Origin of the sequence: Homoserinibacter sp. YIM 151385, assembly GCF_027912415.1 — a bacterium.
Lineage (GTDB): Bacteria > Actinomycetota > Actinomycetes > Actinomycetales > Microbacteriaceae > Schumannella.
On record NZ_CP115175.1, the window covers coordinates 263,270 to 285,730 of the forward strand.

A 22,461-nucleotide genomic window follows, 5' to 3' on the forward strand; every position below is an offset into this window, starting at 1 on the left:
AGCCGCGCCCGCGGCTCACGCGGAGAGCAGTCGGGCGAGCTCGCGGCCGACGGCCTCGTGCTCGATGAGGAAGGCGTCGTGGCCGAAGGGGGAGGAGATCTCGACCGCGCGGTCGCCATCGATGTTCCCCGCGAGGTGCCGCGCGATCTCGCGCTGGCCCTCCAGCGGGTAGAGGCGGTCGCTGTCGACCCCGAGGACGAGCGCTCGGGCGGTCACCCGGGAGAGCGCCGCCGCGACGCCGCCCCGGTCGCGGCCGACGTCGTGGGAGTCCATGGCGTGCACCAGGGTGAGGTAGCTGTTCGCGTCGAAGCGGCGGGTGAACTTGTTGCCGTGGAAGCCGAGGTAGCTCTCGACCGCGAAGACGCCGCCGTCGCCGAGCGGGTCGATGCCGCTCTGCCAGTTGCGCCCGAAGCGCTCGTCGAGCTCGGTCGGGGAGCGGTAGTTGAGCAGCGCCATGCGCCGCGCGAGCGCGAGCCCGCGATGCGGGCCCTGGCCGTCGGGCGCCTCGTAGTAGTCGCCGCCGGCGAAGGCCGGGTCCATGCGGATCGCCTCGATCTGCACGGAGTCGAGCGCGATCTGGTCGGCGCCGCTCAGCGCCGGCGCGGCGAGGACCGCGAGCCGCTCGACGCGATCGGGGAAGGTCGCCGCCCACTCGAGCGCCTGCATGCCGCCCATCGAGCCGCCGATCACGGCCGCCCAGCTCGCGATCCCGAGCGCGTCCGCGAAGGCCGCCTGCGCCCGGATCTGGTCTCGGATCGTGAGGAAGGGGAACCGCGAGCCCCACTCGGCGCCGTCGGGTGCGAAGGAGGAGGGGCCGGTGGTGCCCTGGCAGCCCCCGAGCATGTTCGGCGCGATCACGAACCATCGGCTCGTGTCGATCGCGAGACCCTCGCCGAGCACCCCCGACCACCAGCCGGCGGTCGCGTGCCCCGCGCCCGCGCGCCCGATGACGTGGCTGTCGCCTGTGAGGGCGTGGAGCAGCAGGATCGCGTTGTCGCGCGCCTCGTTGAGCTCGCCCCAGGTCTCGTAGGCGATCGTCACGTGCGGGAGGGCGCCGCCCGCCTCGAGCTCGAGGGCGCCGATGCCCTGGAAGCGGCGGTCGCCGGGGTCGTCGCCGACCCGCCAGGCGCCGCTCGCGGGCGGGAGCGCGCTGAGGCTCCGCCGCTCGGCCTCGGTCACGAAGGCCGACGGCATCGCGTCCTCGGGGGTCTGCCAGTCCATCGACCCCATTGTCCCGTGCCGGGCGGCGTGTTACGTCCGCCCGGCACGGAGCGGCTCAGGCGCCGGCGCGGCTCGCCGCCGTGACGGCGCGCGCCGCCGCGAAGCCGGCCTCGAGGTCCGCGATGAGGTCCTCGACGTGCTCGAGCCCCACCGAGAGGCGGACGAGGCCCGGGGTGACGCCGGTCGTGAGCTGCTGCTCCGGGGTGAGCTGCGAGTGCGTGGTCGACGCGGGGTGGATGATGAGGCTGCGCACGTCGCCGATGTTCGCGAGGTGGCTGAAGAGCGAGACGCTCTCGACCAGCGCGCGTCCCGCATCCACGCCGCCCTTGAGCTCGAAGCTCAGCACGGCGCCGACGCCCTGCGGCGCGTAGCGGTTCGCCGCCGCGTACCAGGGGCTCGTGGGGAGCCCCGAGTAGTTGACGCTCGCGATGTCGGGGTGGTTCTCGAGCCACTCCGCGATCGCCTGCGCGTTCGCCGTGTGGCGGTCGATGCGCAGGCTCAGCGTCTCGATGCCCTGGAGCAGCGTGAAGGCGCTGTCGGGGGAGAGCGCGGCGCCCGTGTCGCGGAGCAGCTGCACGCGCGCCTTGATGACGTAGGCGATCGCGTCGCCGAGCACGCCCGTGTAGCTGGCGCCGTGGTACGAGGGGTCCGGCTCGGTGAGGCCGGGGAACTTCTCGACGTGCTGCGACCACGGGAAGCGGCCGCCGTCGACGATGAGGCCCGCGATGACCGTGCCGTGGCCGCCGAGGAACTTCGTCGCCGAGTGGACGACGATGTCGGCGCCGTGCTCGAAGGGGCGGATGAGGTACGGCGTCGCGATGGTGTTGTCGACGATGAGCGGGACGGAGGCGTCGTGCGCGACGTCCGCGACGAGGCGGATGTCGAGGACGTTGATGCGCGGGTTGCCGATCGTCTCCGCGAAGAGGAGCTTCGTGTTCGGCCGGATCGCGGCGCGCCACTCCTCGGCGTCGTCCTGGTTCTCGACGAAGGTGACCTCGATGCCGAGGCGCTGCAGCGTGTACTTGAAGAGGTTGTAGGTGCCGCCGTAGATCGACGAGGAGGAGACGATGTGGTCGCCCGCCTGCGCGATGTTGAGCACGGCGTAGGTGATGGCCGCCGAGCCCGAGGCGGTCGCGAGGGCCGCCGTGCCGCCCTCGAGCGCCGCGATGCGCTGCTCGACGACGTCCGTCGTGGGGTTCATGAGGCGGGTGTAGATGTTGCCGAACTCGGCGAGGGCGAAGAGGTTCTTCGCGTGGTCGGCGCTGTTGAAGACGTAGGAGGTCGTCTTGTAGATCGGGGTGGCCCGCGCGTTGGTCACGGGGTCGGGCTGGGCCCCGGAGTGGATCTGCTTCGTCTCGAACTGCCAGTCCGCCATCGTCCTGCTCCCTCATGTGGTCTCGGGCACCCCGCGGCGCTCGCCGCGGCGTGCAGCGAGCCTAGGGAGGGGCCGTCGGGGCGGCAACGCGCCGCTTCACACGGCGTCACAGGCGCCTCAGCGGCGACGGGCGCCCGTCGGGTCGGTTCGCGACTCGCGCGCGGGCGCGTCGCTGCCGTCGCGGAAGATCCAGCGCGGCTTCGGCTCGATGATCGGCCGGAACAGGCGGCGGACGGGCGTGCTCGCGAGCAGCATCGAGATCGCGAGGCTCGCGAGGACCATCGAGAGCAGCCACGTCGCGGAGGCGTGTTCCTCGCGGAGGATCCCGGCCTCCCGGATCGGGTAGAGCACGAAGGAGTGGAGCAGGTAGATGTACATCGTCGCCTGCCCGAAGGCCGTGAACCAGGTCTCGCGGCGCGGGATGAGCGCGAAGAACGCGGCGCTGAGCAGCGTGGCGAGCAGGATGAGCCCGAGCCGCAGCACCCCCGCCCACCAGACCGCCGCGCCGAGCCCCTGGTAGCTGTCGTCGTAGAAGAACCAGAGCTGGAGGTCGAACTCGCGGAAGGCGTTGATGTTGAGGAGGATGACCGCCATCCAGGCCGCGAAGACGCCGAGCGCGAGCGCGCGCACCGGGTAGACGACGCGGGTCGGGGCGTTCCGCCAGCGGTCGACGAGCGACCAGTCGGCGAGCTTCCAGCCGAGCACGAAGAACGGCAGGATGCCGATCGCGCGCGAGAGCGAGAAGGTGGAGTCGACGTTCGCGAGATAGCCGACGCCGACCGAGAAGACGAGCGTCCAGACGAGGGGACCGCGCAGCAGCGCCAGGTAGGGGAGGATCAGCCGGAAGATGGCGAGGGCGAGCAGGAACCAGAGCGTCCAGCTCGGCTCGGTGGGGTTGAACTTCGGGTCGCCCTCGACCGCGAACTTCACGAGCGTCCAGATCGTCTCCATGATCACGTAGGGCAGGAGGATGTCGGTGACGACCTTCTTCATCTGCCGCGCCCCGGGAGGCGCCGCCTTCGAGAAGTAGCCGGAGATGATCGCGAAGGCCGGCATGTGGAACGCGTAGATGAAGAGGTAGAGGCTCAGCGCGTTGTTGCTGTCGTAGGTCTGCCGCTGGATCGCGTGGCCGACGACGACGAGGGCGACGCAGGCGAAGCGCGCGTTGTCCCAGAGCGGGACGCGCACGCGAGGCCGCGGGATGGATCCGGTCGCGGTGCGGGCGGCAGGCTTCGTCGTCTCGCTCGTCATCCTCGCCAGCCTATCGGCGCTAGCGTTGACGGCATGGTGCAGACGGCGGTCGTGACGGGAGCCAGCTCGGGGATCGGTGCCGCGACGGCCCGCCTCCTCGCGGAGCACGGGTGGGAGGTGCTCGCGGTCGCGCGACGCGCCGAGCGGCTCGAGGAGCTCGTCGCCGGCGCGGCCGGGCTCGAGGGCTCGATCACGGCGCTCCCCGCGGACATCACCGACGGCGCGGATGTCGAGCGCGTGCGCGCCGCGGTCGCCGATCGAGGCGGACTCCGTGCGCTCGTCAACAACGCGGGCGGCGCCTTCGGGCTCGCGAGCGTCGAGGACTCCGACGTGGAGGACTGGCGGCGCATGTTCGAGGTCAACGTGCTCGGCGCGAAGCGCGTGACCTCCGCCCTCCTGCCGCTGCTCCGCGACGGCGCCCGCGCGGCGGGCGACGCGACGATCATCATGGTCACCTCGATCGCGGGTCACGTGGCCTACGAGGGCGGGGGCGGCTACAACGCCTCGAAGTTCGCGGAGCACGCGATGACGGCGGTCCTGCGGCTCGAGCTCGCGGGCGAGCCGATCCGCGTCGTGGAGGTCGCGCCCGGCATGGTCCGGACGGAGGAGTTCTCGCTCGTGCGCTTCGGCGGCGACCAGGCGAAGGCGGATGCCGTCTACGCCGACGTGGACGGCCCGCTCGTCGCGGAGGACATCGCGAGCGCCATCGTCCACGCCCTGGAGCTGCCCGGCAACGTGAACCTCGACCTCGTGACGATCAAGCCGGTCGCGCAGGCCGCGCCGCACAAGGTCGTCAAGGGCGAGCTGCGTCCGAGGAGCTGAGCCCGCCCGGATCCTCGGGGTCCGGATGCTCGTCGGCGAAGGCGAGGCGGGGGACGAAGAAGAGCAGCACGCCCGCGACGAGCGCCGCGCCCGCGCACACCGACCAGACGGCCGCGTAGCCCGCGAAGCTCGCGGCCTGGCCGAGCGCATCCATGGCCCCCGTCGCGAGGACGACGCCGAAGACGGCGCTCGCGAAGGCGCCGCCGACCGTCTTGGAGGTGTTCGTGAGCCCCGTGGCGACGCCCGTCTGGCCGCGCGGCGCGGCGGCGGCCGCGGCCGCGGGCAGCGCGCCGACGAGCGCGCCCGAGCCGAGCCCCGCGACGACCATGTTCGTCACGACCTGCCAGGTCTCGTCGTGGAAGGGCAGGAAGAGGCCGTAGCCGAGGGCGACGAGGAAGGTCGCCCCGATGATCGCGGTCCGCGGCGAGAGCCGCTTCGACGCGGTCGGGAACAGCACCGCGCCGACGATCATCGACACCAGGTACACGCCGATGAGCGTCGAGCGGTCGGAGGCGTCGAGGCCGAGGCCGTAGCCGAGCGCGGGGTCGGTGCCCGCGTAGGTCGAGAGCGGGGCCTGCGCGCCGAGGAGGCTGATGCCGACGAGCCCCGCCGTGAGCACGATCGGCCACATGGTCGGCTGGGCGAGGGTGCGGAGGTCGATCGCGGGGTCGGGCGTGCGCAGCTCGTGGCGCGCGAAGGGGACGATCGCGAGGAGTCCGAGCGCGATGAGCGCCCACACCCACCAGGCGCCGGGCCCGTTCAGCCGCAGGAAGGTGAGCCCCGACGTGACGAGCAGGAGCGACAGCCCGAGGAGGACGAAGCCCGTCGCGTCGAGTCGCCGGCCGGGCAGCGGCTCCGACTCGGGCACCCAGAACAGGATCGCGAAGAAGACCAGCGTGACGGCGATCGCGGGGGCGATCAGCGTGAGCGTCACGTCCTCGCCGGTCGCCGCGAAGATCCTCCCGGCCGAGAGCGCGCCGATGATGGCGCCCGCCTCGAGGCCGACCACGAGCATCCCCGCGGCCCGTCTCGTCTGCGAGACCCCGGCCTCCGCCCGGCGCCCGCGGTCGAAGATGAGCGCGACCTCGAGCGGCAGCCAGACGGTGAGGAACCCCTGCAGCGTCCAGGCCGCGAGGAAGGACCAGAAGTCGGGCGCCACGGCGAGCCACCACGTGCCGATCGCGGTGATGACGGTCGAGACGAGCAGGATCCGCTTGTGGCCGAACATGTCGCCGAGCTTCGCCATGATCGGCACGGCGATGCCCGCGAGCAGCAGCTGCGCCGCCTCGAACCAGTTGTAGTCGGCGTCGCGGATGCCGAGGTGGCGCACGAGGTCCGAGATGAGGGGCACGTAGAAGCCCTGCAGGATGCCGCTCGTGATCTCGAGGAGGAAGAGCGCGCCGACGAGCGCGAACGTGATGTGACCTCGGCTCGCGGCGACCATGCTCGGATGCTAGACCCGCGAGACCCCGGGGCCGCGCCCGGCGCGGCTACGGTGGTGGGATGAGCATCCATCTCGTCGGCGGCGGCTGGTCCGAGGAGGGCATCCCGGAGCGCTTCGGGCCCTTCGTGGCGGAGGCGGCGGCCCGCGCCGCGGGGAGCGGCCGGATGGTGCCGCGGATCGGGGTGCTGCTCGTCGACCCGGAGGAGGAGCCGGGGGCCGAGTCGGCCGCCGCCGAGGCGCGCTACCGGGCGCTGCTGCTCGCGGCGGGCGCCTGCGAGCCGGTCGTCACGACCGCGCACGGCGGCGAGCCGTTCCCGAGCGGCGTGCTCTCCGACATCGACGCGCTGTTCGTGGGCGGCGGCCTCACGCCCGCCTATCTCGAGGCGATCCTCCCGATCGTCGACGAGGTCCGGCTGCTCGTCTCCGACGGCCTCCCGTACCTGGGCTTCTCCGCGGGCGCCATGATCGCGCCCGACCGCGCCATCGTCGGCGGCTGGCGGATCGGCGGCATCCCCGTCTGCGCTGAGGACTGCGGCGAGGACCTCGACGAGGTCGCGGTGGTCGAGGGGCTCGGCCTCATCGACATCGCGGTCGACGTGCATGCCGCGCAGTGGGGCACCCTCACGCGACTCGTGGCGACGACCGAGGCGGGTCTCGTCGACGGCGGCGTCGCGATCGACGAGGACACGGCCCTCATCGTGGGCGACGAGCTCCGCGTCGTCGGCCTCGGGAACGTCTGGCAGGTCGTCGACGGCGAGGACGGCGTCGTCGTGAGCTCGACGGCATGAGCGCGCCGAAGCCGCTCGCGGAGCTCGTCGACCCCGGGTGGGCCGCGGCGCTCGAGCCGGTCGCCGAGGACGTGGCGCGGATGGGCGACTTCCTCCGCGCCGAGACGGCGGCCGGCCGGCCGTACCTCCCCGCCGGCGAGCGTGTGCTCCGCGCCTTCGCGCGGCCCTTCGAGGAGGTCCGGGTGCTCATCGTCGGGCAGGATCCGTACCCGACCCCGGGGCACCCGATCGGCCTCTCCTTCGCGGTCGAGCGGCACGTGCGCCCGCTTCCGGGCAGCCTCCGCAACATCTACCGCGAGCTCCGCGACGATCTCGGCATCCCCGCCCCCGAGCACGGCGACCTCGCCGCCTGGGCCGACCAGGGCATCCTGCTCCTCAACCGGGTGCTCACCGTCGAGGCGGGCGCCTCCGGCTCGCATCGCGGAAAGGGCTGGGAGGCGGTCACCGAGTGCGCCATCCGCGCGCTCGTCGCACGGCCCGCGCCGCTCGTCGCGATCCTGTGGGGGCGGGATGCGGCGACGCTGCGGCCGATGCTCGGCGACACGCCCGTCGTCGCCTCCGCGCATCCGAGCCCGCTGTCCGCCTCCCGCGGCTTCTTCGGCTCCCGTCCCTTCAGCCGCGCGAACGCCCTCCTCGCCGAGCGCGGGGCGCCGGAGGTGGACTGGTCGCTCCAGGGCTGACGCACGAGTCTGAGAGGATGGGGGCATGCAGGGCGCGACGATCGAGTTCGACCGGCTGACGAAGCGCTTCGGCGGCGTCGATGCCGTGCAGGAGCTGAGCTTCCGGGTGGAGCCCGGGGTGGTGACGGGGTTCCTCGGGCCGAACGGGGCGGGCAAGACGACCTCCCTCCGCTCGCTCCTCGGGCTCGTCCGGCCGACGAGCGGCCGAGCCACCTTCGACGGCCGTCGCTACGCCGAGCTCGAGCGCCCGCTCGCGACCGTCGGCACGGCCCTCGAGGCCTCCAGCTTCCACGCCGGGCGCACCGGGCGCGAGCATCTGCGGGTCGTCGCGGCCGCCGCCGGGATCCCGGGCCGCCGCGCCGAGGAGGTGCTCGAGCAGGTGGGGCTCGGCCAGGCCGGCCGGCGCCGCGTGGGCGGGTACTCGCTCGGGATGCGGCAGCGGCTCGGCCTCGCGGTGGCGCTGCTCGGCGATCCGGGCGTCCTCGTCCTCGACGAGCCGATCAACGGCCTCGATCCGGAGGGCATCCGCTGGATCCGCGGCCTCCTCAGGGGCTTCGCGGCCGACGGCCGGACGGTGCTCGTCTCCTCGCACCTGCTCAGCGAGGTGCAGCAGACGGTCGACCGCGTCGTCGTCATCGCGAAGGGCCGGCTCGCCTACCAGGGCGCCCTCGAGGGGCTCGGGGGCGGCGAGCCGCGCGTCCGCGTCGACTCTCCCGACCGCGGGGCGCTCATCCGCGCGCTCGGCTCGGCCGCGACGCCCGCGCCGGACGGGCGCGGACTCCTCGTCGACGGTCTCGGCTCCGACGAGGTCGGCGGCCTCGCCTACGCGGCCGGCGTGCAGCTCAGCCATCTCGCTCCCGAGGGGCAGGTGCTCGAGGACCGCTTCCTCGCCCTCGTCGGGGGAGCCGCGAGCGGCGAGGAGGTCGCGCGATGACGATCCTGCGCTCGATCCGATCCGAGCTGCTCAAGCTCACCACCGTGCGGTCCACCTGGATCCTGGGGCTCATCCTGTTCGCGTACGTGGGCGTCAGCGCCGCCGGCTTCGCGGGCGTGCTCGCGATCGCCGAGGACGACGGCGGACTGCCGACGGGCGCCGGCCTCCATCTCGCGATCTACGCGATCGCGACCTCGGTCGTCGGCTACGCCTTCCCGCTGCTCATCGGCGCCTTCACGATCACGGGCGAGCTGCGCTTCCAGACCCTGACGCCGACCTTCCTCGCGACCCCGGCGCGCGGCGCCGTCCTCGCGGGCAAGGTCGTGGCCTCCTTCCTCGTCGGGCTCGTGCTCGGCGTCGTCGGCCTCCTCGCGAGCGCCGGCCTGGGCGGACTCGTGCTCGCCCTGACCGGCCAGGAGACCGGCTTCGACGATCCCGAGACGTGGTGGATGATCGGCCGCGCGGTCCTCGCGATGGCCCTGTGGACGATCGTGGGCGTCGGCCTCGGGACCCTCATCCCGAACCAGGTCGCCGTCATCGTGATCGTGATCGCCTTCACCCAGTTCATCGAGCCGGTGCTCCGCGTCGCGACGGCCTTCGTCGACTGGACGGCCGAGCTCGGCCGCTTCCTGCCGGGCGCGGCGAGCGACGCGCTCGTCGGCTCGAGCTTCTTCGGGATCATCGGCGCCGCGGGCGGGGTCGATCCCCTCGAGCCGTGGCAGGGTGGACTCGTCATGGTCGGGATCGCCGGCGTGCTCCTCCTGCTGGGCGGCCTCACGACCTGGCGCCGGGACGTCACCTGAGCTGAGAGGAGCCGGCGATGCTGGAAGAGGAGTACAACCCGCGTCGCCAGCTGCCCCGGCACCTCCGGCCGGTCCCCGAGCCGGAGGCGCCGTTCTCCTTCGCGCTGCGCGAGGCGCGCATCGAGGACGTGCCCGACATGCTCGAGATCTACAACCACTACGTGCAGAACACGACGGTCACCTTCGACGAGGACCAGCTGACGCTCAAGGAGATGCGGCGGAAGCTCCGGACGGTGCGCGAGCTGGGCTTCCCGTGGATCGTCGCGGAGACCCCGAGCGGGCAGGTCATCGGCTACGCCTTCGTCTACCCGTGGAAGGAGCGGCGGGCCTACCGCTTCACGGTCGAGAACTCGATCTATCTCCGGCCGGCCTCCACCGGGAAGGGCCTCGGCAAGGCGCTCATGGAGCGGCTGCTCGCGGATGCGAAGTCGGCCGGGGTGAAGGAGGTCGTCGCCGTGATCGCGGATCGGGGCGCGGAGGGATCGATCGCGATCCACGAGCGCTTCGGCTTCAAGGAGGCGGGTCGCATGGGCCGCGTGGGCTTCAAGTTCGGGCGCTGGCTCGGCACGATCCTCATGCAGAAGAGCCTCAAGTAGCGCTCGCCGGGCTATGTTCCCGGACGCGTCGACGGGCCGCGATGCCGGTGCATCGCGACCCGTCGGACCCGTCGGGCCGGCCTCCGCCTCAGCCGCGGGGCGTCGCGCGGCGCAGGAGCAGGAACCCGACGAGTCCCGAGACCGCGGTGACGGGGAGCGTCCACGCGACCGCGCCGACGAAGCCCTGCGCCGCGAACCAGCCGCCGATGGCCGACCAGCTGTCGGTGAGGATCACGAGCGCGACGGCCGCGATGAGCGCTGCCGTCAGCGCGAGGAAGAACACGGTGAGGCCGCGGGCCTTCCACCGCACGTAGATCACGGCGATCGCCGTGCCGACGAAGAGGAAGAAGGCGAAGTAGGCGAAGGTGATGAACGCCCGCTCCCACCACGGCCCGTCGCTGAAGTAGAAGTCCGTGAACATCCGGGCGCCGAGCCCCCAGCCGCCCGTCGCCTCCTCCACGGCGCCGAGCACGGTGATGATCGTCGTGAAGACGAGCGCGAGGATGAGGAAGGCGAGCGAGGACCCCAGGAAGTAGTCCCGCCGGGTCGCGCCCATGCCGAGCGCGAAGCCGAAGGTGGAGTTCATGGCCTGCACGGCGACCACCATCATGTAGACGAAGATGAACAGGGTCGCGCCCGAGTACCGGAATCCCTCGGTCGCGGCGGGCACGGACTGCGCGACGACCCACCAGAGCGCGAGGTAGCCCAGGAGGATCGCGACGAGGATCGCGAGCGGCGTGATGAGCACGGTCGTCGGGTTGGCGAGGGTGAGCTTGGCGACCCGCCAGAGGCGCGCCCCCGTGCCGGCGGCATCCTCGCGTCGGACGGTGGTCGGGCGGTCGATCACGGCGTTCATGCGCGGACCTCGGCTTCCTTCGTGCTGGTGCTGGAGCTGGTGAGACGGACGACGAGCTGCTGGAGCGAGACCGGCGCGAGCGTGAGACCGGCGGCAGCCGCCGCGCGCCGGTCGTCCTCGGTGAGACCGGGGAGGGTGGCGGAGGCGAGTCCGCCCATCCCCTCGCGGTGGAGGATCTCGCGGCCACGGATGTACCCGTCGACGGCGGCGGCGGATCCGACGACGTCGACGGCCCGGCCCCGCAGCGACTCGGCGTCCTCGTCGACGACGATGCGGCCGTCGTCGATCACGAGGACGTGCTCGATGAGCTCGGCGACCTCGTCGATGAGATGGGTCGAGAGCACGATCGTGCGCGGGTGCTCGGCGTAGTCCTCGATGAGGCGGTCGTAGAAGATCTGCCGGGCGACGGCGTCGAGCCCGAGGTAGGGCTCGTCGAAGAAGGTGAGGGGCGCGCGGCTGGCGAGTCCGATGACGACGCCGATCGCGGACAGCTGGCCCCGGGAGAGCTTCTTGATGGGGCGCTTGAGCGGGATGCGGAACTCCGCGATGAGCTGCTCGGCGAAGTCGGCATCCCAGTTCGCGAAGAACCAGGGCGCGCTGCGGAGCACGTGCCGGGCCTGGAAGTCCTCGGGGTAGCGCTGGCTCTCCTTGATGAAGCAGATGTTCTGCAGGACCGCGGCGTGCTCGACCGGCGTCTCGCCGAAGACGCGGATGTCGCCGGCCGTCGCGAACTCCTGCCCGGTGAGCAGCGACATGAGCGTCGTCTTGCCGGCCCCGTTGCGACCGAGCAGGCCGACGATCCGGTGCTCCTCGATGCGGAGGGTGACGTCGTCGACGGCGGTGACGTCCCGGTAGCGCTTCGTGACGCCCTCGAGCTCGATGACGGTGGTCATGCCTTCTCTCCTTCTCGGATCATGTCGGCCAGCTGCGCTCCGCTGATGCCGAGCTTGGCGGCCTCGGCGAGCAGCGGCGCGACGTACTGTGCCGTGAACTGCTCGCGGCGGATGGCCACGAGCCGGGCGCGCGCGCCCTCGGCGACGAACATGCCGATCCCTCTCCTCTTGATGAGCGTCCCCTCGTCGACGAGCCGGTTGATCCCCTTCCCGGCGGTGGCCGGGTTGACGCGGAGGAAGGCCGCGAGCTCGTTGGTGGAGGGTGCCTGCGTGTCCTCGGGAAGCGCCCCCGAGATGATGTCGTTCTCGATCCGCTCCGCGATCTGGAGGAAGATCGGGCGACCCTCATCCATGACCGGGCGCGATCCGTCGGGCGGGGAACCTCGCTGCCTCGTGGCGGTTCGTAGGTTCATTAGTCATGTAATGAACCAACCATGTTCACCCGGCGATGTCAAGCCCGCGTTCCGCACGCGCATCGCCGTAGGCTCGAGCGCATGTTCGAACTGCACCACCTCACCGCCCTCGAGCAGCTCGACTGGCTGCGGCGCGGCGAGGTGACGCCGCTCGAGCTCGTCGACCACTACCTCGCCCGGATCGAGCGCCTCGACACGGGGGAGGGGGCGCTCGGCGCCTTCGCGACCGTCACGCCCGAGGCCGCACGGCGGCGCGCCGCGGCGCTCGCCGCATCCCCGGGTCGCGCCGCCGCCCTGTGGGGGCTGCCGCTCGCCGACAAGGACCTCTCGGCGCGCGCCGGCATCCGCACCATGTTCGGCTCGCGGGCCTTCGCCGCCTTCGTGCCCGAGGCCTCGGACGAGATCGTGGAGGCGGTGGACGCCGCGGGGGCCGTCAGCCTCGGCAAGACGGTCGCCCCCGAGTTCGGGATGCCGAGCCACAGCGAGTCGCTCGTCTCGCCACCCGCCCGCACGCCGTGGGATCCGCGCCTCGGCGCCGGCGGATCGAGCGGCGGCGCGGCCGTCGCCGTCTCGGCCGGGCTCCTGCCGCTCGCCCCCGGGTCCGACGGCGGCGGCTCCATCCGGATCCCCGCTGCGGCGACGGGGCTCGTCGGGCTGAAGCCCTCGCGGGGCCTCGTGCCCGCGGGCACCGGCTTCGGCTCGCCCGGCGCGCTCGTCGTGCCGGGCCCGCTCGCGCGCACCGTCGCCGATGCGGCGCTCCTGCTCGACGCGCTCGTCGAGCAGGGCGACTACGACTCCGCGACCCGTGCGCCCGGCTGGGCCGACGGCGCCTACCTGGATGCCGCCGTGCGCGGCGAGGGCCGCTTCAACCTGGGGGCGACGAGCTGGTCGCCCTGGGCGCACGACTTCGAGCTCGCCCCCTCGGCGGAGACGCTCGCGGCGCTCGACGTCGCGCGGCGCGAGCTCGACGCCATCGGCCACGGGCTCGAGCCCTTCGACCTGCCGCCCGAGCCCGAGTACTCGGACGCCTTCCGCGTCGCATGGCAGGCGGGCGCCTCGGCGATCCCGGTCGAGGGGGAGCGGCTGGCGCTGCTCGAGCCGCTCACACGCTGGCTCGTCGAGGCCGGACGGCGCCTGCCGGCCTCCGCCCTCGTCGCGGCGCAGCGCACGCTGAACGGCGTCGAGCGACGCACGATCCGCGCCTTCTCGCGCTTCGACGCGGTCCTCATGCCCGGCATGGCGATGACCCCGCGTCCCATCGGCTGGTACGACCACGAGGATCCCGAGCGGAACTTCGCCCAGCAGGTCGCGTACACGCCCTGGACGAGCTTCGTGAACGTCGCCGGCCTCCCCGCGATCTCGCTGCCCGTCCACGAGACGGCGGCGGGGCTGCCGATGGCGGTGCAGCTCGTGGGTCGGCCGGGCGGCGAGCGCGTGCTGCTCGCCATCGGCGCCCAGCTCGAGCGCCGGCTCGGCTGGCACCGGCGGCATCCGCCCCGGTGGTGAGGCGCGCAGTCCAGTGCTTGTGAGGGTAGCCTCAGCAAAGTCAGGTGAGGCATGCCATACTGGCCTGACGATGCTCCTCTCCGACCTCCTCCCCGCCACGATCGCCTGGCAGCCCGCCGAGCGCGACGTCGTGCTGCTCGCCGGCACGCGCGAGGATCTGCCCGTCATCGAGACGGTGCTCGCGACGCTGCCCGCCAAGGCGCGCGGCCGCGTCTTCGTCGAGGTCGAGACGGATGCCGAGGTGGGCGAGCTCGCGGCCCCCGGTCGCGTCTGCGTCACCTGGCTCGTCCGTCAGCGCGGCCAGGAGCTGCGCCGCTCGGTCGACGCCTGGGTCTCGGAGATGCTCCCCGTGAGCTTCGACCGCGAGCACCGCCTCTACGCGTGGATCGCCGGCTCCGGCACCGCGCACGCCCTCACGAGCGACTAGCCGCCGAGTCGCTCCGCCTGGCGCTCGAGGAAGGTCCAGAGCGCCGCCGTCGCCGCCGGGTCGTCGACCTGCCGCGCGACGCGCCCCGGGTAGCGCAGCTGATCGAGGTACGCACCCGCCGGGACGCCGGGATCCTCGGAGCCCGCGAGGAGCACGAGCGGCGCCGCACCCGCCTCGGGCGGGATCGAGCCCGAGCGCGCGAGCTCGCTGAAGCGGCCGGTGCCGAAGCTCTCCGCCGCGAAGCTCGAGCGCACATAGCCCGGGTGGAAGCTGTAGGCCGCGATCCCGAGCCGCCGCGGGACCTCGCGGCCGAGCATCATGTCGGCCCGCTTCGCCTGCCCGTAGGCGGGCCAGCCTCCGAGCCAGCGGCGGCGCTCGAACTCGACATCGCGCAGCTCGAGCGCGCCCCAGCGATGGGCGACGCTCCCGGTGAAGATCACGCGGCCGTCGGATGCCGTGAGCCGCTCGCGCAGGAGCTGCGTGAGCACGAAGGGCGCGAGCACGTTGTGCTGCCAGGTGCGCTCGACGCCGTCGGCGCTGAGCGCGCGGTGCCGGAGGAGGCCGCCCGCGTTGTTCGCGAGGACGTCGATGCTCGGGTACGCCTCGAGGAGCTCGCGGCCCAGTCGGCGCACGTCCTCGAGCCGGTCGAAGTCGGCGAGGAAGGCGATGCCGCCGACCTCCTGCGCGACGGCGGCCGTGCGCTCCGCGTCGCGTCCGACGATGGCGAGCTCCACGCCCGGGCCCGCGAGCTCTCTCGCGGCGGCGGCGCCGATCCCCGAGCTCGCGCCCGTGATGACGATCGTGGTCATGCGTAGCCTCCCCGTTCGAGTCCCGCCTCGATCTCGAAGCGGTTGCTCATGGCATCCTCTCCTGCCGCGACGTAGAGGACGATGAAGACGAGGCCGTAGCGGCGCCATTGGGCGCGGTGCACGGCCTCGTGCGCGAGGACGTCCGGGCCCGTGTTCGAGGTGGTGAGGTAGACGGCGCCGATCGTCGTGCCGCCGCGACCGAACGCCCACGACGGGAGGCCGTCGCAGACGAGCAGGCCGCCCTCCCGTCGCGGACGGGCCGCGAGGAGCAGAGCCGCGCCCCAGATCCAGCCGCACGCGCTCGCGAACCAGTAGCCGGGGCGCGCGACGACCGGGCTGAGGAGCACGGCTCGGAGCCCCGGGACACGGCGTCCGGCTCGCTCGAGGCGCTGCGCGGTGCGCTCGAGGCGAGCGGTCACGCCGTCTCGCGCCCGAGGGACTCGAGGAGCCGCAGCCAGATCTCGCTGACCGTCGGGTAGGCCGGCACCGCGTGCCACAGCCTCCGGATCGGCACCTCGCCGACGATCGCGATCGTCGCCGCCTGCAGCAGATCCGAGACGCGCGGCCCGACGAAGGTGGCGCCGACGACGACGCCGCGGTCCTCGTCGACCACGAGCCGCGCGGTGCCCTGATAGCCGTCCTGCTCGACGCTCGCGCCCGCGATCCCGCCGAGATCGTAGTCGACGACCCGGCTCCGGAGCCCGCGTCGCTCGGCCTCCGCGGCGGTGAGCCCGATCGCGGCGACCTCGGGATGCGAGAACACCACCTGCGGCACGGCGTCATGATCCGCCGTCGCGACGTGCGCGCCCCAGGGACGGTCGTCGAGCTCCTCGCCGCGGGCGAGGGCGGCGATCGCGTCGCCCGCCGCGCGCGCCTGGTACTTGCCCTGGTGGGTCAGGAGCGCCCGGTGGTTGACGTCGCCGACGGCCCACAGCCAGTCGAGCCCCTTCACGCGCAGCGCGTCGTCGACCTCCAGCCAGGCGCCCGGCTCGAGACCCGCCGTCTCGAGGCCGAGGTCGCCCGTGCGCGGGGCTCGGCCGACCGCGACGAGCAGCTCCTCGGCGGTCACGCTGGAGCCGTCCCCGAGGGCGAGCGTCACGCCCGCCTCGCCGCGGCTCGCGCCGATCGTCTCCACCCCGAGCCGGACCTCGACGCCGAGCTCCCGCAGCCCCTCGAGCACGGCATCGCCCGCCGCCGGCTCGAGCGAGCTCAGCAGACCGCCGCGCGCGACGAGGGTCACCGCCGTGCCGAAGCCGGCGTAGGCGGTCGCCATCTCGACGCCGACGACGCCGCCGCCGAGGATCGCGAGGGATGCGGGGCCGCGCTTCGCGCTCGTCGCCTCGCGGCTCGTCCACGGGCGGGCGTCCTCGAGGCCCGCGATGTCCGGCAGGAGGGCGGCGGAGCCGGTCGCCAGGACGACGGCGCGGCGCGCGTGGACGCGCGTGCGCGATCCGTCCTCGGCCGTCACGAGGAGCTCGCGCTCGCCGGTGAGCCGCGCGTGCCCGCGGACGAGCCGGATGCCGGCCCCGTCGAGCCACTCGACCTGCGAGCGGTCGTCCCAGTCGTGGGTGAAGGCATCGCGGCGCCGGAGGACCGCGGCGACGTCGAGCTCGCCGGTCACCGCCTCCGCGGCGCCCGGCACGGCGCGCACCTCGCGCAGCACGGCGGCGCTCCGCAGCAGCGCCTTCGAGGGCATGCACGCCCAGTAGGAGCACTCGCCGCCGACGAGCTCGGCCTCGACGACGACGGTGTCGAGCCCGCCCTGCACGGTGCGGTCGGCGGCGTTCTCGCCCACGGCGCCCGCCCCGATCACGACGACATCCGTCTCGATCCTGATCTCAGCCATCCCGGCTCCTCTCTCCGCGGCCTAGCGGCCGATGAACTCGGCGTCCTCGCGCGCGAGGAACGCGCGCATGCCGATCGCGGCATCCTCCGTCTGCGCGAGACGGACGAGCTCCGGCTGGAGTCGCGCCTCGGCCGCCGCCTCGCCCTCGCGCACCGCGAGCCGCGCGCTCGCGAGCGTCGCCTGCACCGCGAGCGGCGCCTGGGCCGCGATCCGCCGCGCGATCGCCATCGCGCGCTCGAGCTGCGCGCCGTGCGGCACGAGCTCCTGCACGAGCCCGATGCGGTGCGCCTCGGCGGCGTCGAGCTCGTCGCCCGTGAGGATCCAGCGCATGGCATCGCCCCAGCCGAGGCGGGGGAAGCGGATGGTCGCGCCGCCGAAGGGCAGGATGCCGCGGCCGACCTCGATCTGCCCGAAGCGCGTCGAGTCCGCCGCGACGACGATGTCGCTCGCGAGCGCCAGCTCGACGCCGAGCGTCAGGCAGCCGCCCTGCACCGCCATGACGACCGGCTTCGTCAGCCGCGTGCCCTCGAGCTGCCAGGGGTGGATGCCGCCCTCGGGCACGAGGTCGAGCCCGTCCGGCCCGATCCGGCTGCCGACGTCCGCGAGGTCGAGGCCCGCCGTGAAGTGCTCGCCGATCGCGTGCAACACGCCGACGCGCAGCTCCGGATCGCGCTCGAGCTCGCCGTAGGCGAGGGCGAGCTCCTGCAGCATGCGCCAGTCGGCGGCGTTCCGCTTCTCGGGCCGGTCGAGTCCGATGCGCAGCACGTGGCCGTCGCGCTCGAGCCGGATGCGGGGGGCGTCGTCGCCGGAAGCCGTCATGCTCCCAGCGTAGGACGGCGGTGCCGCGCTCAGCGAGCCGTCCGCGCGAGCGCACCGACGATCCGGAGGATCGCGCCGAGGTCGTCGCCGGCGGCCGCCGGCGATGCCGGCGAGAACTCGGTGATGGCGGCCCCCGCGAGCTCCCGGCCCTGCGCGGCCACCCCGATCGCGGCGACGAGCTCCGCGACGCTCAGCCCGAAGGGCTCCGGGAAGTCGAGGCCGGCGAGCTCGCCCGGGTCGAGGACGTCGAGGTCGACGTGGATGTGCACGCGCGCCGCCCCCGTCGCCGCGAGCGCCTCGGCGAGCGGGTCGCCCGCGCGCAGGCCCTCGATGTCGACCGTGCGCACGCCGGCCGCGCGGGCCCACTCGGCCTCCGCGTCATCCCAGGCGCGCGTGCCGGCGAGCACCACGCGATCGGCGGGCACCACGCCCTCCTCGACGAGCGCGCGGAGCACCATGCCGTGGAAGGCATGGGAGGAGGAGGTCGCGGGGCTGTTCGCGTCGGCGTGCGCGTCGAGCCAGAGCAGCGCGACAGGCCCGCCGGCCGCCGAGCGCACGACTCCGGCGTGGTCGACGCCGCAGTCGCCCCCGACGAGGACCGCCGGGCCGTCGAGCTCCGCGAGCTCCTGCTCGATGCGCTCGCGGACGAGGCGCAGGCTGCTGTGTCGGAGGATCCCGGTGCCCTCCGCGTCGCCCGCCTCGAGCGGGACCTCGATGCGCCGGGTGGATGCGGCGGGCAGGTCCCCGAGGATCGCCTCCGCCCCGTCGACGAGCTGCATCGCGCGCGCGGATCCCGAGCCCTGCCACTGGGGCACCACCACGAAGGTCACGGCCATGCCGTCACCCTACGCCCGCCGCAGCGGCCTCACATGTCGCGGTAGCGCCGCGCCGCGGCGAGATCCGCCTCGAGCTCCGCCGCCGTGCGCCGGTGGACGTAGCCGGGGGTGTCGCGCTGGATGCGCCAGCCCTCCGCGAGCGGGCCGGCATCCACCGTGTCGAAGCCGAACTCCTCGATGAGGGCGGCGACCTGCGCCTTCGCCGGCTCGTCGTCGCCGGCGACCACGAGCGCGCGGCGCCCCGGGGACCCGGCGGGGGTGCCGTCGGTCGTCAGGTGCGCGGCCATGATGTGGTTGAAGGCCTTGACGACCTTCGACCCGGGCAGCCGGCGCTGCGTCCGCTCGGAGGTCGTCGTGCTCTCGTCGTCGAGCTCCGCGATGCGGCCATCGCGCTCCGGGTAGTAGTTGTTCGTGTCGATGACCGTCTTCCCCGCGAGCTCCGCCTCCGGATAGCTGTCGAGCGCCGCGAGCGGGGTCGTCACGACCGCGATCTCGGCGGCTGCCGCGGCCTCGGCGGGCGTCGCGGCCCGCGCGTTCGGTCCGAGCTCCTCGACGAGCTCCGCGAGCGTCTCGGGCCCGCGGGAGTTGCTGATCACCACCTGATGCCCGTTGGCGATCGCGAGCCGGGCGAGCTGCGATCCGATGTTGCCGGCGCCGATGATTCCCAGAGTGGTCATGTCGGAAGCCAACACGCTCGACGGGCTCCGCGGTTCCGGCCGGCCCGGATTCGCACGGGAGGCACAGGATGACCGTCGGTCCGAGTCCCGAGTCGCGCGTCGGCGCTCAGCGGCTGAGCTCGAGCCGGCTCGGCGCGCTCGCGACGACGAGCTCCTCGCCCGACGCCAGCTCCACGCCGAGCGCGCCGGACGCCGCATAGCGCCCGGCGGGCAGCGGCGGCAGGTCCTCGCGGAAGGCCTCGCCCGTCTCGTCGGCGGACCCGCAGCGCCGCGGCTCGAGCAGCACCGGGAAGCTCGCCTGCTCGCCCGGCGCGAGCTCGATCGGGACGCTCACGAGGTCGCGCCCGCCGTTCGAGTGCCAGAGCACCGTGCTCTCCGCCGAGATCGTCATGCTGACGGCGCTCGCGACGCCGACGACCGCATCATCGCCCGTGTTCTCGAGCCGGGCCGTGCCGGTGAGCTGCTCGGAGCCGGCCGGCGCCCGGTCCACCTGCACGGTGAGCTCGAGGCCGAGCGGCGAGCTCGCGGGGGCCGGCGCGGCGCCGCAGCGGCTCAGCGCCGCCGCGGCGGACGCGGCCGAATCGGCCTGGCCTCCGGCTCCCGCATCCTCGCCGCGCTGCGGCTGCGCCGCCTCGGGGGTGCCGAGCACGTCGGAGCGCTCGTCGGCCGCGGTCATCGCGCCGCTCCCGATGCCGCCGACCGCGACCGGCACGGCGATCCCGACCGCGGCGAGCACGCCCACGGCGGAGACGGCCACGACGCGAGGCGCCCGGCGTGCCCGGGCGCGACGGAGGACCCGGTCGACGTCGATCGAGGGCAGCGCGTCCTCGCCGCCGAGCATCCGCTCGCGCAGCTCCCGCTCGCGATCATCGGCCATGACGGCCTCCCCTCCCGGTCGTGCGGGCCGCCCGCTCGGCGCTCGCGTCCTGCGCCAGCCGAGCGCCCGGGGCTCCCGTGCGGTCGGCCGGGGTGCCGTCGTCGGCGAGCGAGATCGCCATCTTCGCGAGCCCGTCGCTGAGGTAGCGCTTCACCGCCCCGGAGCTGATGCCGAGCGCCGCCGCGACGTCGTCGACCTTGAGGTCGTCGTAGTAGCGCAGCACGAGGCAGGCGCGCTCGCGCGGCGAGAGGCGGCGGAGCTCGTCATGCAGGTCGAGGCGGCGCTCGACGTCCTCGGCCCGCGAGGGCTGCAGCTCGGGCTCGGAGGCGAGCGGTGCGATGCGGCGCCAGCGCGTGGCGCGGCGCCCCCGGTCGAGCCAGGTGGTCATGATCGCCCGGCGGACGTAGGCCTCCGCGCGTTCGACGTCGAAGCCGTTGCGAAGGCGGCCGAAGGTCTTCACGAGCGCGTCCTGCACGAGGTCCGCGGCATCGTCGCGGTTGCCGCAGAGCAGCAGCGCGTAGCGGCTCAGCGCCTCGCCGCGGCGGTCGACGAGGTCGACGACCGTCTGCTCCCACGCCGCGCGGCGATCCGCCATGACCCGCTCCCTCCGGCTGCTGCCCTCACCCTCTCAGACGAGGGATGCGGTGGAAACGTTGGGGGAGGTCCGCAGGTCGAGGAGTGGTGACCGTCTACAGCGCCTCGAGCCGCTCGCGGAGCTGCGCGAGCTCGCGCTCGAGCGGCGCCGGCATCCGGTCGCCGAAGCCGGCGAAGAAGGCGGCCGTGTCCTCGACCTCGTCGAGCCAGGCACCCCGGTCCACCTCGAACAGCCGCTCCCAGTCGCCCTCGGGCAGCTCGAGGCCGTCGAGGTCGACGGACTCGCGCCGCGGGATCCAGCCGAGCGGGCTCGCGGCGGCGGTCGCGCGTCCGTCGACCCGGTCGAGGATCCAGGCGAGGACGCGGCTGTTCTCGCCGAATCCCGGCCAGATGTAGCGGCCGTCCTCGTCCTTGCGGAACCAGTTCACCTGGAAGACGCGTGGCGGGTGCCCGCCCGCGCGGAGGCGGCCGCCGACCTCCAGCCAGTGCGCCCAGTGGTCGGCCATGTTGTAGCCGCAGAAGGGCTGCATCGCGAAGGGGTCGCGCCGCAGCTCCCCGATGGTGCCCTCGGCGGCCGCCGTGCGCTCCGAGGAGATGGTGGCGCCCATGAGGACGCCGTGCTCCCAGTCCCGTGCCTCCACCACCAGTGGCACGTTCGTGGCGCGGCGGCCGCCGAAGATGATCGCGTCGATGACGACGCCGTCCGGGTCCTCCCAGTCGTCGGCGATCGTCGGGCACTGCGAGGCCGCGACGGTGAACCGGGAGTTGGGATGGGCGGCGGGCGTGCCGGATGCGGGGGTCCAGTCCTCGCCGCGCCAGTCGACGAGCCCCTCGGGCGCGTCCTCGGTGAGTCCCTCCCACCAGACGTCCCCGTCCGGCCGGAGGGCGACGTTGGTGAAGATGGTGTTGCCCCAGAGGGTGTCGACGGCGGTCTGGTTCGTCGCGGCGCCCGTGCCGGGCGCGACGCCGAAGAAGCCGGCCTCCGGGTTGATGGCACGCAGCCGCCCGTCGGCACCGGGCGCGAGCCAGGCGATGTCGTCGCCGATGGTCTCGACCTGCCAGCCGGGGATCGTCGGCTTGAGCATCGCCAGATTCGTCTTGCCGCAGGCGCTCGGGAACGCGGCGGCGACGTGGAGCACGCGGCCGCGCGGATTGGTGACCTTGAGGAGCAGCATGTGCTCGGCCAGCCAGCCCTCGTCGCGCGCCATGGCGCTCGCGATGCGGAGCGCGAAGGCCTTCTTCGCCAGCAGCGCGTTGCCGCCGTAGGCGGAGCCGAAGGAGACGATCTCGCGGGTCTCGGGGAAGTGGCTGATGTACTTCACCTCGTTGCAGGGCCAGGCGACATCGGCCTCGCCCGGCGCGAGCGGCGCCCCGACGGTGTGGACGGCGCGCACCCACTCGGTCCCGGGGCGGATCCGCTCGAGGGCCGCGTGCCCCATCCGCGTCATGATCCCCATGCTCACGACGACGTAGGGGGAGTCGGTGACCTGGACCCCGCGGCGCGCGAGCGGGCTGTCGAGCGGCCCCATCGAGAAGGGGACGACGTACATGGTGCGCCCGCGCATGGCGCCGCGGCTCGCCTCGTCGAGCGTGCGCCGCATCTCCTCCGGCGCGACCCAGTGGTTCGTGGGGCCGGCATCCTCTTCGCGCTCTGAGCAGATGAAGGTGCGGGATTCGACGCGGGCGACATCCCGCGGGTCGCTCCGTGCGAGGAAGGAGTACGGCCGGTGCTCGGGGTTGAGCTGCACGAGGGTGCCGCGCTCGACCATGAGCCGGGTGAGCTCGTCGCGCTCGCCCTGCGAGCCATCGCACCAGACGACCGTGTCGGGGGTGAGGCGATGGGCCAGCTGCTCGACCCAGGCGACGACGCGGGGATCGGCGCCGGCGGGCGGGAGCGCCCAGGCGCTCGTGTGCACTGACGCGAGATCCTCGCCGGGCTCGGCGGGGGAGGGAGCCGTCTCGGCGGCGGTCGGCTGCGCGGTCATGGTCATCTC

At 73.6% G+C, this 22,461-nt stretch carries 24 protein-coding genes; 8 read left to right on the top strand and 16 right to left on the bottom strand.

Translation table 11 applies throughout. The features are described from left to right. Window positions 1–15 precede the first annotated feature (15 nt). From metX to OF852_RS01290, 3 genes are all read right to left on the bottom strand, one after another. On the bottom strand, window positions 16–1,221 hold the full coding sequence (gene metX, locus OF852_RS01280) for a homoserine O-acetyltransferase MetX (protein ID WP_271120007.1): 1,206 nt from the start codon (window positions 1,219–1,221) through the stop codon (window positions 16–18). 55 nt (window positions 1,222–1,276) lie between these two features. Continuing rightward, window positions 1,277–2,596: a bifunctional o-acetylhomoserine/o-acetylserine sulfhydrylase gene (locus OF852_RS01285; protein ID WP_271120008.1), complete on the bottom strand. Its 1,320-nt coding sequence runs from the start codon at window positions 2,594–2,596 to the stop codon at window positions 1,277–1,279. Between the two features lie 117 nt (window positions 2,597–2,713). Then, window positions 2,714–3,847 carry an acyltransferase family protein gene (locus OF852_RS01290; protein WP_271120009.1) on the bottom strand — a complete coding sequence of 378 codons (1,134 nt, stop codon included), beginning with the start codon at window positions 3,845–3,847 and terminating at the stop codon, window positions 2,714–2,716. Window positions 3,848–3,880: 33 nt separating this feature from the next. Here OF852_RS01290 and OF852_RS01295 point away from each other — a divergent pair, with 33 nt between their 5' ends. Further along, window positions 3,881–4,669, top strand: coding sequence for an SDR family oxidoreductase (locus OF852_RS01295; protein ID WP_271120010.1), 789 nt, complete (start codon window positions 3,881–3,883; stop codon window positions 4,667–4,669). Here the strand turns inward: OF852_RS01295 and OF852_RS01300 are convergent. Beyond that, window positions 4,641–6,113 carry an MFS transporter gene (locus OF852_RS01300; RefSeq protein WP_271120011.1) on the bottom strand — a complete coding sequence of 491 codons (1,473 nt, stop codon included), beginning with the start codon at window positions 6,111–6,113 and terminating at the stop codon, window positions 4,641–4,643. The two genes, OF852_RS01295 and OF852_RS01300, sit on opposite strands and share 29 nt — an antisense overlap. 59 nt (window positions 6,114–6,172) lie before the next feature. On the opposite strand from OF852_RS01300, the gene OF852_RS01305 reads away from it, so the two are divergent. Genes OF852_RS01305 through OF852_RS01325 form a run of 5 tightly spaced genes read left to right on the top strand, consistent with a single transcriptional unit; the run spans window position 6,173 to window position 9,914 of the window. Beyond that, window positions 6,173–6,901, top strand: coding sequence for a Type 1 glutamine amidotransferase-like domain-containing protein (locus OF852_RS01305; RefSeq protein ID WP_271120012.1), 729 nt, complete (start codon window positions 6,173–6,175; stop codon window positions 6,899–6,901). Then, window positions 6,898–7,581 carry a uracil-DNA glycosylase gene (locus OF852_RS01310; protein ID WP_271120013.1) on the top strand — a complete coding sequence of 228 codons (684 nt, stop codon included), beginning with the start codon at window positions 6,898–6,900 and terminating at the stop codon, window positions 7,579–7,581. Before OF852_RS01305 ends, OF852_RS01310 begins: the two co-directional genes overlap by 4 nt. A gap of 25 nt (window positions 7,582–7,606) precedes the next feature. Next, a complete protein-coding gene (locus OF852_RS01315) occupies window positions 7,607–8,515 on the top strand; it encodes an ATP-binding cassette domain-containing protein (protein ID WP_271120014.1) in 909 nt (302 codons plus the stop codon). Continuing rightward, window positions 8,512–9,318, top strand: a complete 807-nt coding sequence (locus tag OF852_RS01320; RefSeq protein ID WP_271120015.1) for an ABC transporter permease — start codon at window positions 8,512–8,514, stop codon at window positions 9,316–9,318. Before OF852_RS01315 ends, OF852_RS01320 begins: the two co-directional genes overlap by 4 nt. Window positions 9,319–9,335: 17 nt before the next feature. Beyond that, window positions 9,336–9,914, top strand: coding sequence for a GNAT family N-acetyltransferase (locus OF852_RS01325; protein WP_271120016.1), 579 nt, complete (start codon window positions 9,336–9,338; stop codon window positions 9,912–9,914). 88 nt (window positions 9,915–10,002) lie between these two features. On the opposite strand, the gene OF852_RS01330 is transcribed toward OF852_RS01325, so the two are convergent. From OF852_RS01330 to OF852_RS01340, 3 genes are read right to left on the bottom strand one after another with little or no spacing between them, the layout of a single operon-like run. Then, on the bottom strand, window positions 10,003–10,770 hold the full coding sequence (locus tag OF852_RS01330) for an ABC transporter permease (protein WP_271120017.1): 768 nt from the start codon (window positions 10,768–10,770) through the stop codon (window positions 10,003–10,005). Then, window positions 10,767–11,663 (bottom strand): ABC transporter ATP-binding protein, encoded by an 897-nt coding sequence (locus OF852_RS01335; RefSeq protein WP_271120018.1) that lies wholly within the window; start codon window positions 11,661–11,663, stop codon window positions 10,767–10,769. The genes OF852_RS01330 and OF852_RS01335 overlap by 4 nt, the downstream gene beginning before the upstream one ends. Continuing rightward, the gene (locus tag OF852_RS01340; RefSeq protein ID WP_271120019.1) at window positions 11,660–12,016 is read right to left on the bottom strand and encodes a GntR family transcriptional regulator; all 357 of its coding nucleotides are present in this window, start codon (window positions 12,014–12,016) and stop codon (window positions 11,660–11,662) included. The genes OF852_RS01335 and OF852_RS01340 overlap by 4 nt, the downstream gene beginning before the upstream one ends. Window positions 12,017–12,157: 141 nt before the next feature. Between OF852_RS01340 and OF852_RS01345 the strand changes: the two genes are divergently transcribed. Next, entirely contained in the window at window positions 12,158–13,582 is a 1,425-nt protein-coding gene (locus OF852_RS01345; protein WP_271120020.1) for an amidase, read from the top strand. A 70-nt stretch (window positions 13,583–13,652) separates the two neighbouring features. Then, window positions 13,653–14,009 (top strand): SIP domain-containing protein, encoded by a 357-nt coding sequence (locus tag OF852_RS01350; protein WP_271120021.1) that lies wholly within the window; start codon window positions 13,653–13,655, stop codon window positions 14,007–14,009. Here OF852_RS01350 and OF852_RS01355 read toward each other — a convergent pair. From OF852_RS01355 to OF852_RS01395, 9 genes are all read right to left on the bottom strand, one after another. After that, window positions 14,006–14,818, bottom strand: a complete 813-nt coding sequence (locus OF852_RS01355; RefSeq protein WP_271120022.1) for an SDR family NAD(P)-dependent oxidoreductase — start codon at window positions 14,816–14,818, stop codon at window positions 14,006–14,008. The genes OF852_RS01350 and OF852_RS01355 overlap by 4 nt on opposite strands. Continuing rightward, entirely contained in the window at window positions 14,815–15,237 is a 423-nt protein-coding gene (locus OF852_RS01360) for a hypothetical protein (RefSeq protein WP_271120023.1), read from the bottom strand. Before OF852_RS01360 ends, OF852_RS01355 begins: the two co-directional genes overlap by 4 nt. After that, window positions 15,234–16,664 (bottom strand): dihydrolipoyl dehydrogenase family protein, encoded by a 1,431-nt coding sequence (locus tag OF852_RS01365; RefSeq protein ID WP_271120024.1) that lies wholly within the window; start codon window positions 16,662–16,664, stop codon window positions 15,234–15,236. Before OF852_RS01365 ends, OF852_RS01360 begins: the two co-directional genes overlap by 4 nt. 21 nt (window positions 16,665–16,685) lie before the next feature. Then, on the bottom strand, window positions 16,686–17,483 hold the full coding sequence (locus OF852_RS01370) for a crotonase/enoyl-CoA hydratase family protein (RefSeq protein ID WP_271120025.1): 798 nt from the start codon (window positions 17,481–17,483) through the stop codon (window positions 16,686–16,688). A gap of 29 nt (window positions 17,484–17,512) precedes the next feature. After that, entirely contained in the window at window positions 17,513–18,319 is an 807-nt protein-coding gene (locus OF852_RS01375; RefSeq protein ID WP_271120026.1) for an arginase family protein, read from the bottom strand. A gap of 29 nt (window positions 18,320–18,348) precedes the next feature. Further along, window positions 18,349–18,996, bottom strand: coding sequence for an NADPH-dependent F420 reductase (locus tag OF852_RS01380; protein ID WP_271120027.1), 648 nt, complete (start codon window positions 18,994–18,996; stop codon window positions 18,349–18,351). A 106-nt stretch (window positions 18,997–19,102) separates the two neighbouring features. Then, window positions 19,103–19,873 carry a hypothetical protein gene (locus OF852_RS01385; protein ID WP_271120028.1) on the bottom strand — a complete coding sequence of 257 codons (771 nt, stop codon included), beginning with the start codon at window positions 19,871–19,873 and terminating at the stop codon, window positions 19,103–19,105. Next, window positions 19,863–20,468, bottom strand: coding sequence for an RNA polymerase sigma factor (locus OF852_RS01390; protein ID WP_271120029.1), 606 nt, complete (start codon window positions 20,466–20,468; stop codon window positions 19,863–19,865). The genes OF852_RS01385 and OF852_RS01390 overlap by 11 nt, the downstream gene beginning before the upstream one ends. Window positions 20,469–20,562: 94 nt before the next feature. Continuing rightward, entirely contained in the window at window positions 20,563–22,452 is a 1,890-nt protein-coding gene (locus OF852_RS01395) for a phosphoenolpyruvate carboxykinase (GTP) (protein WP_271120030.1), read from the bottom strand. Window positions 22,453–22,461 lie beyond the last annotated feature (9 nt).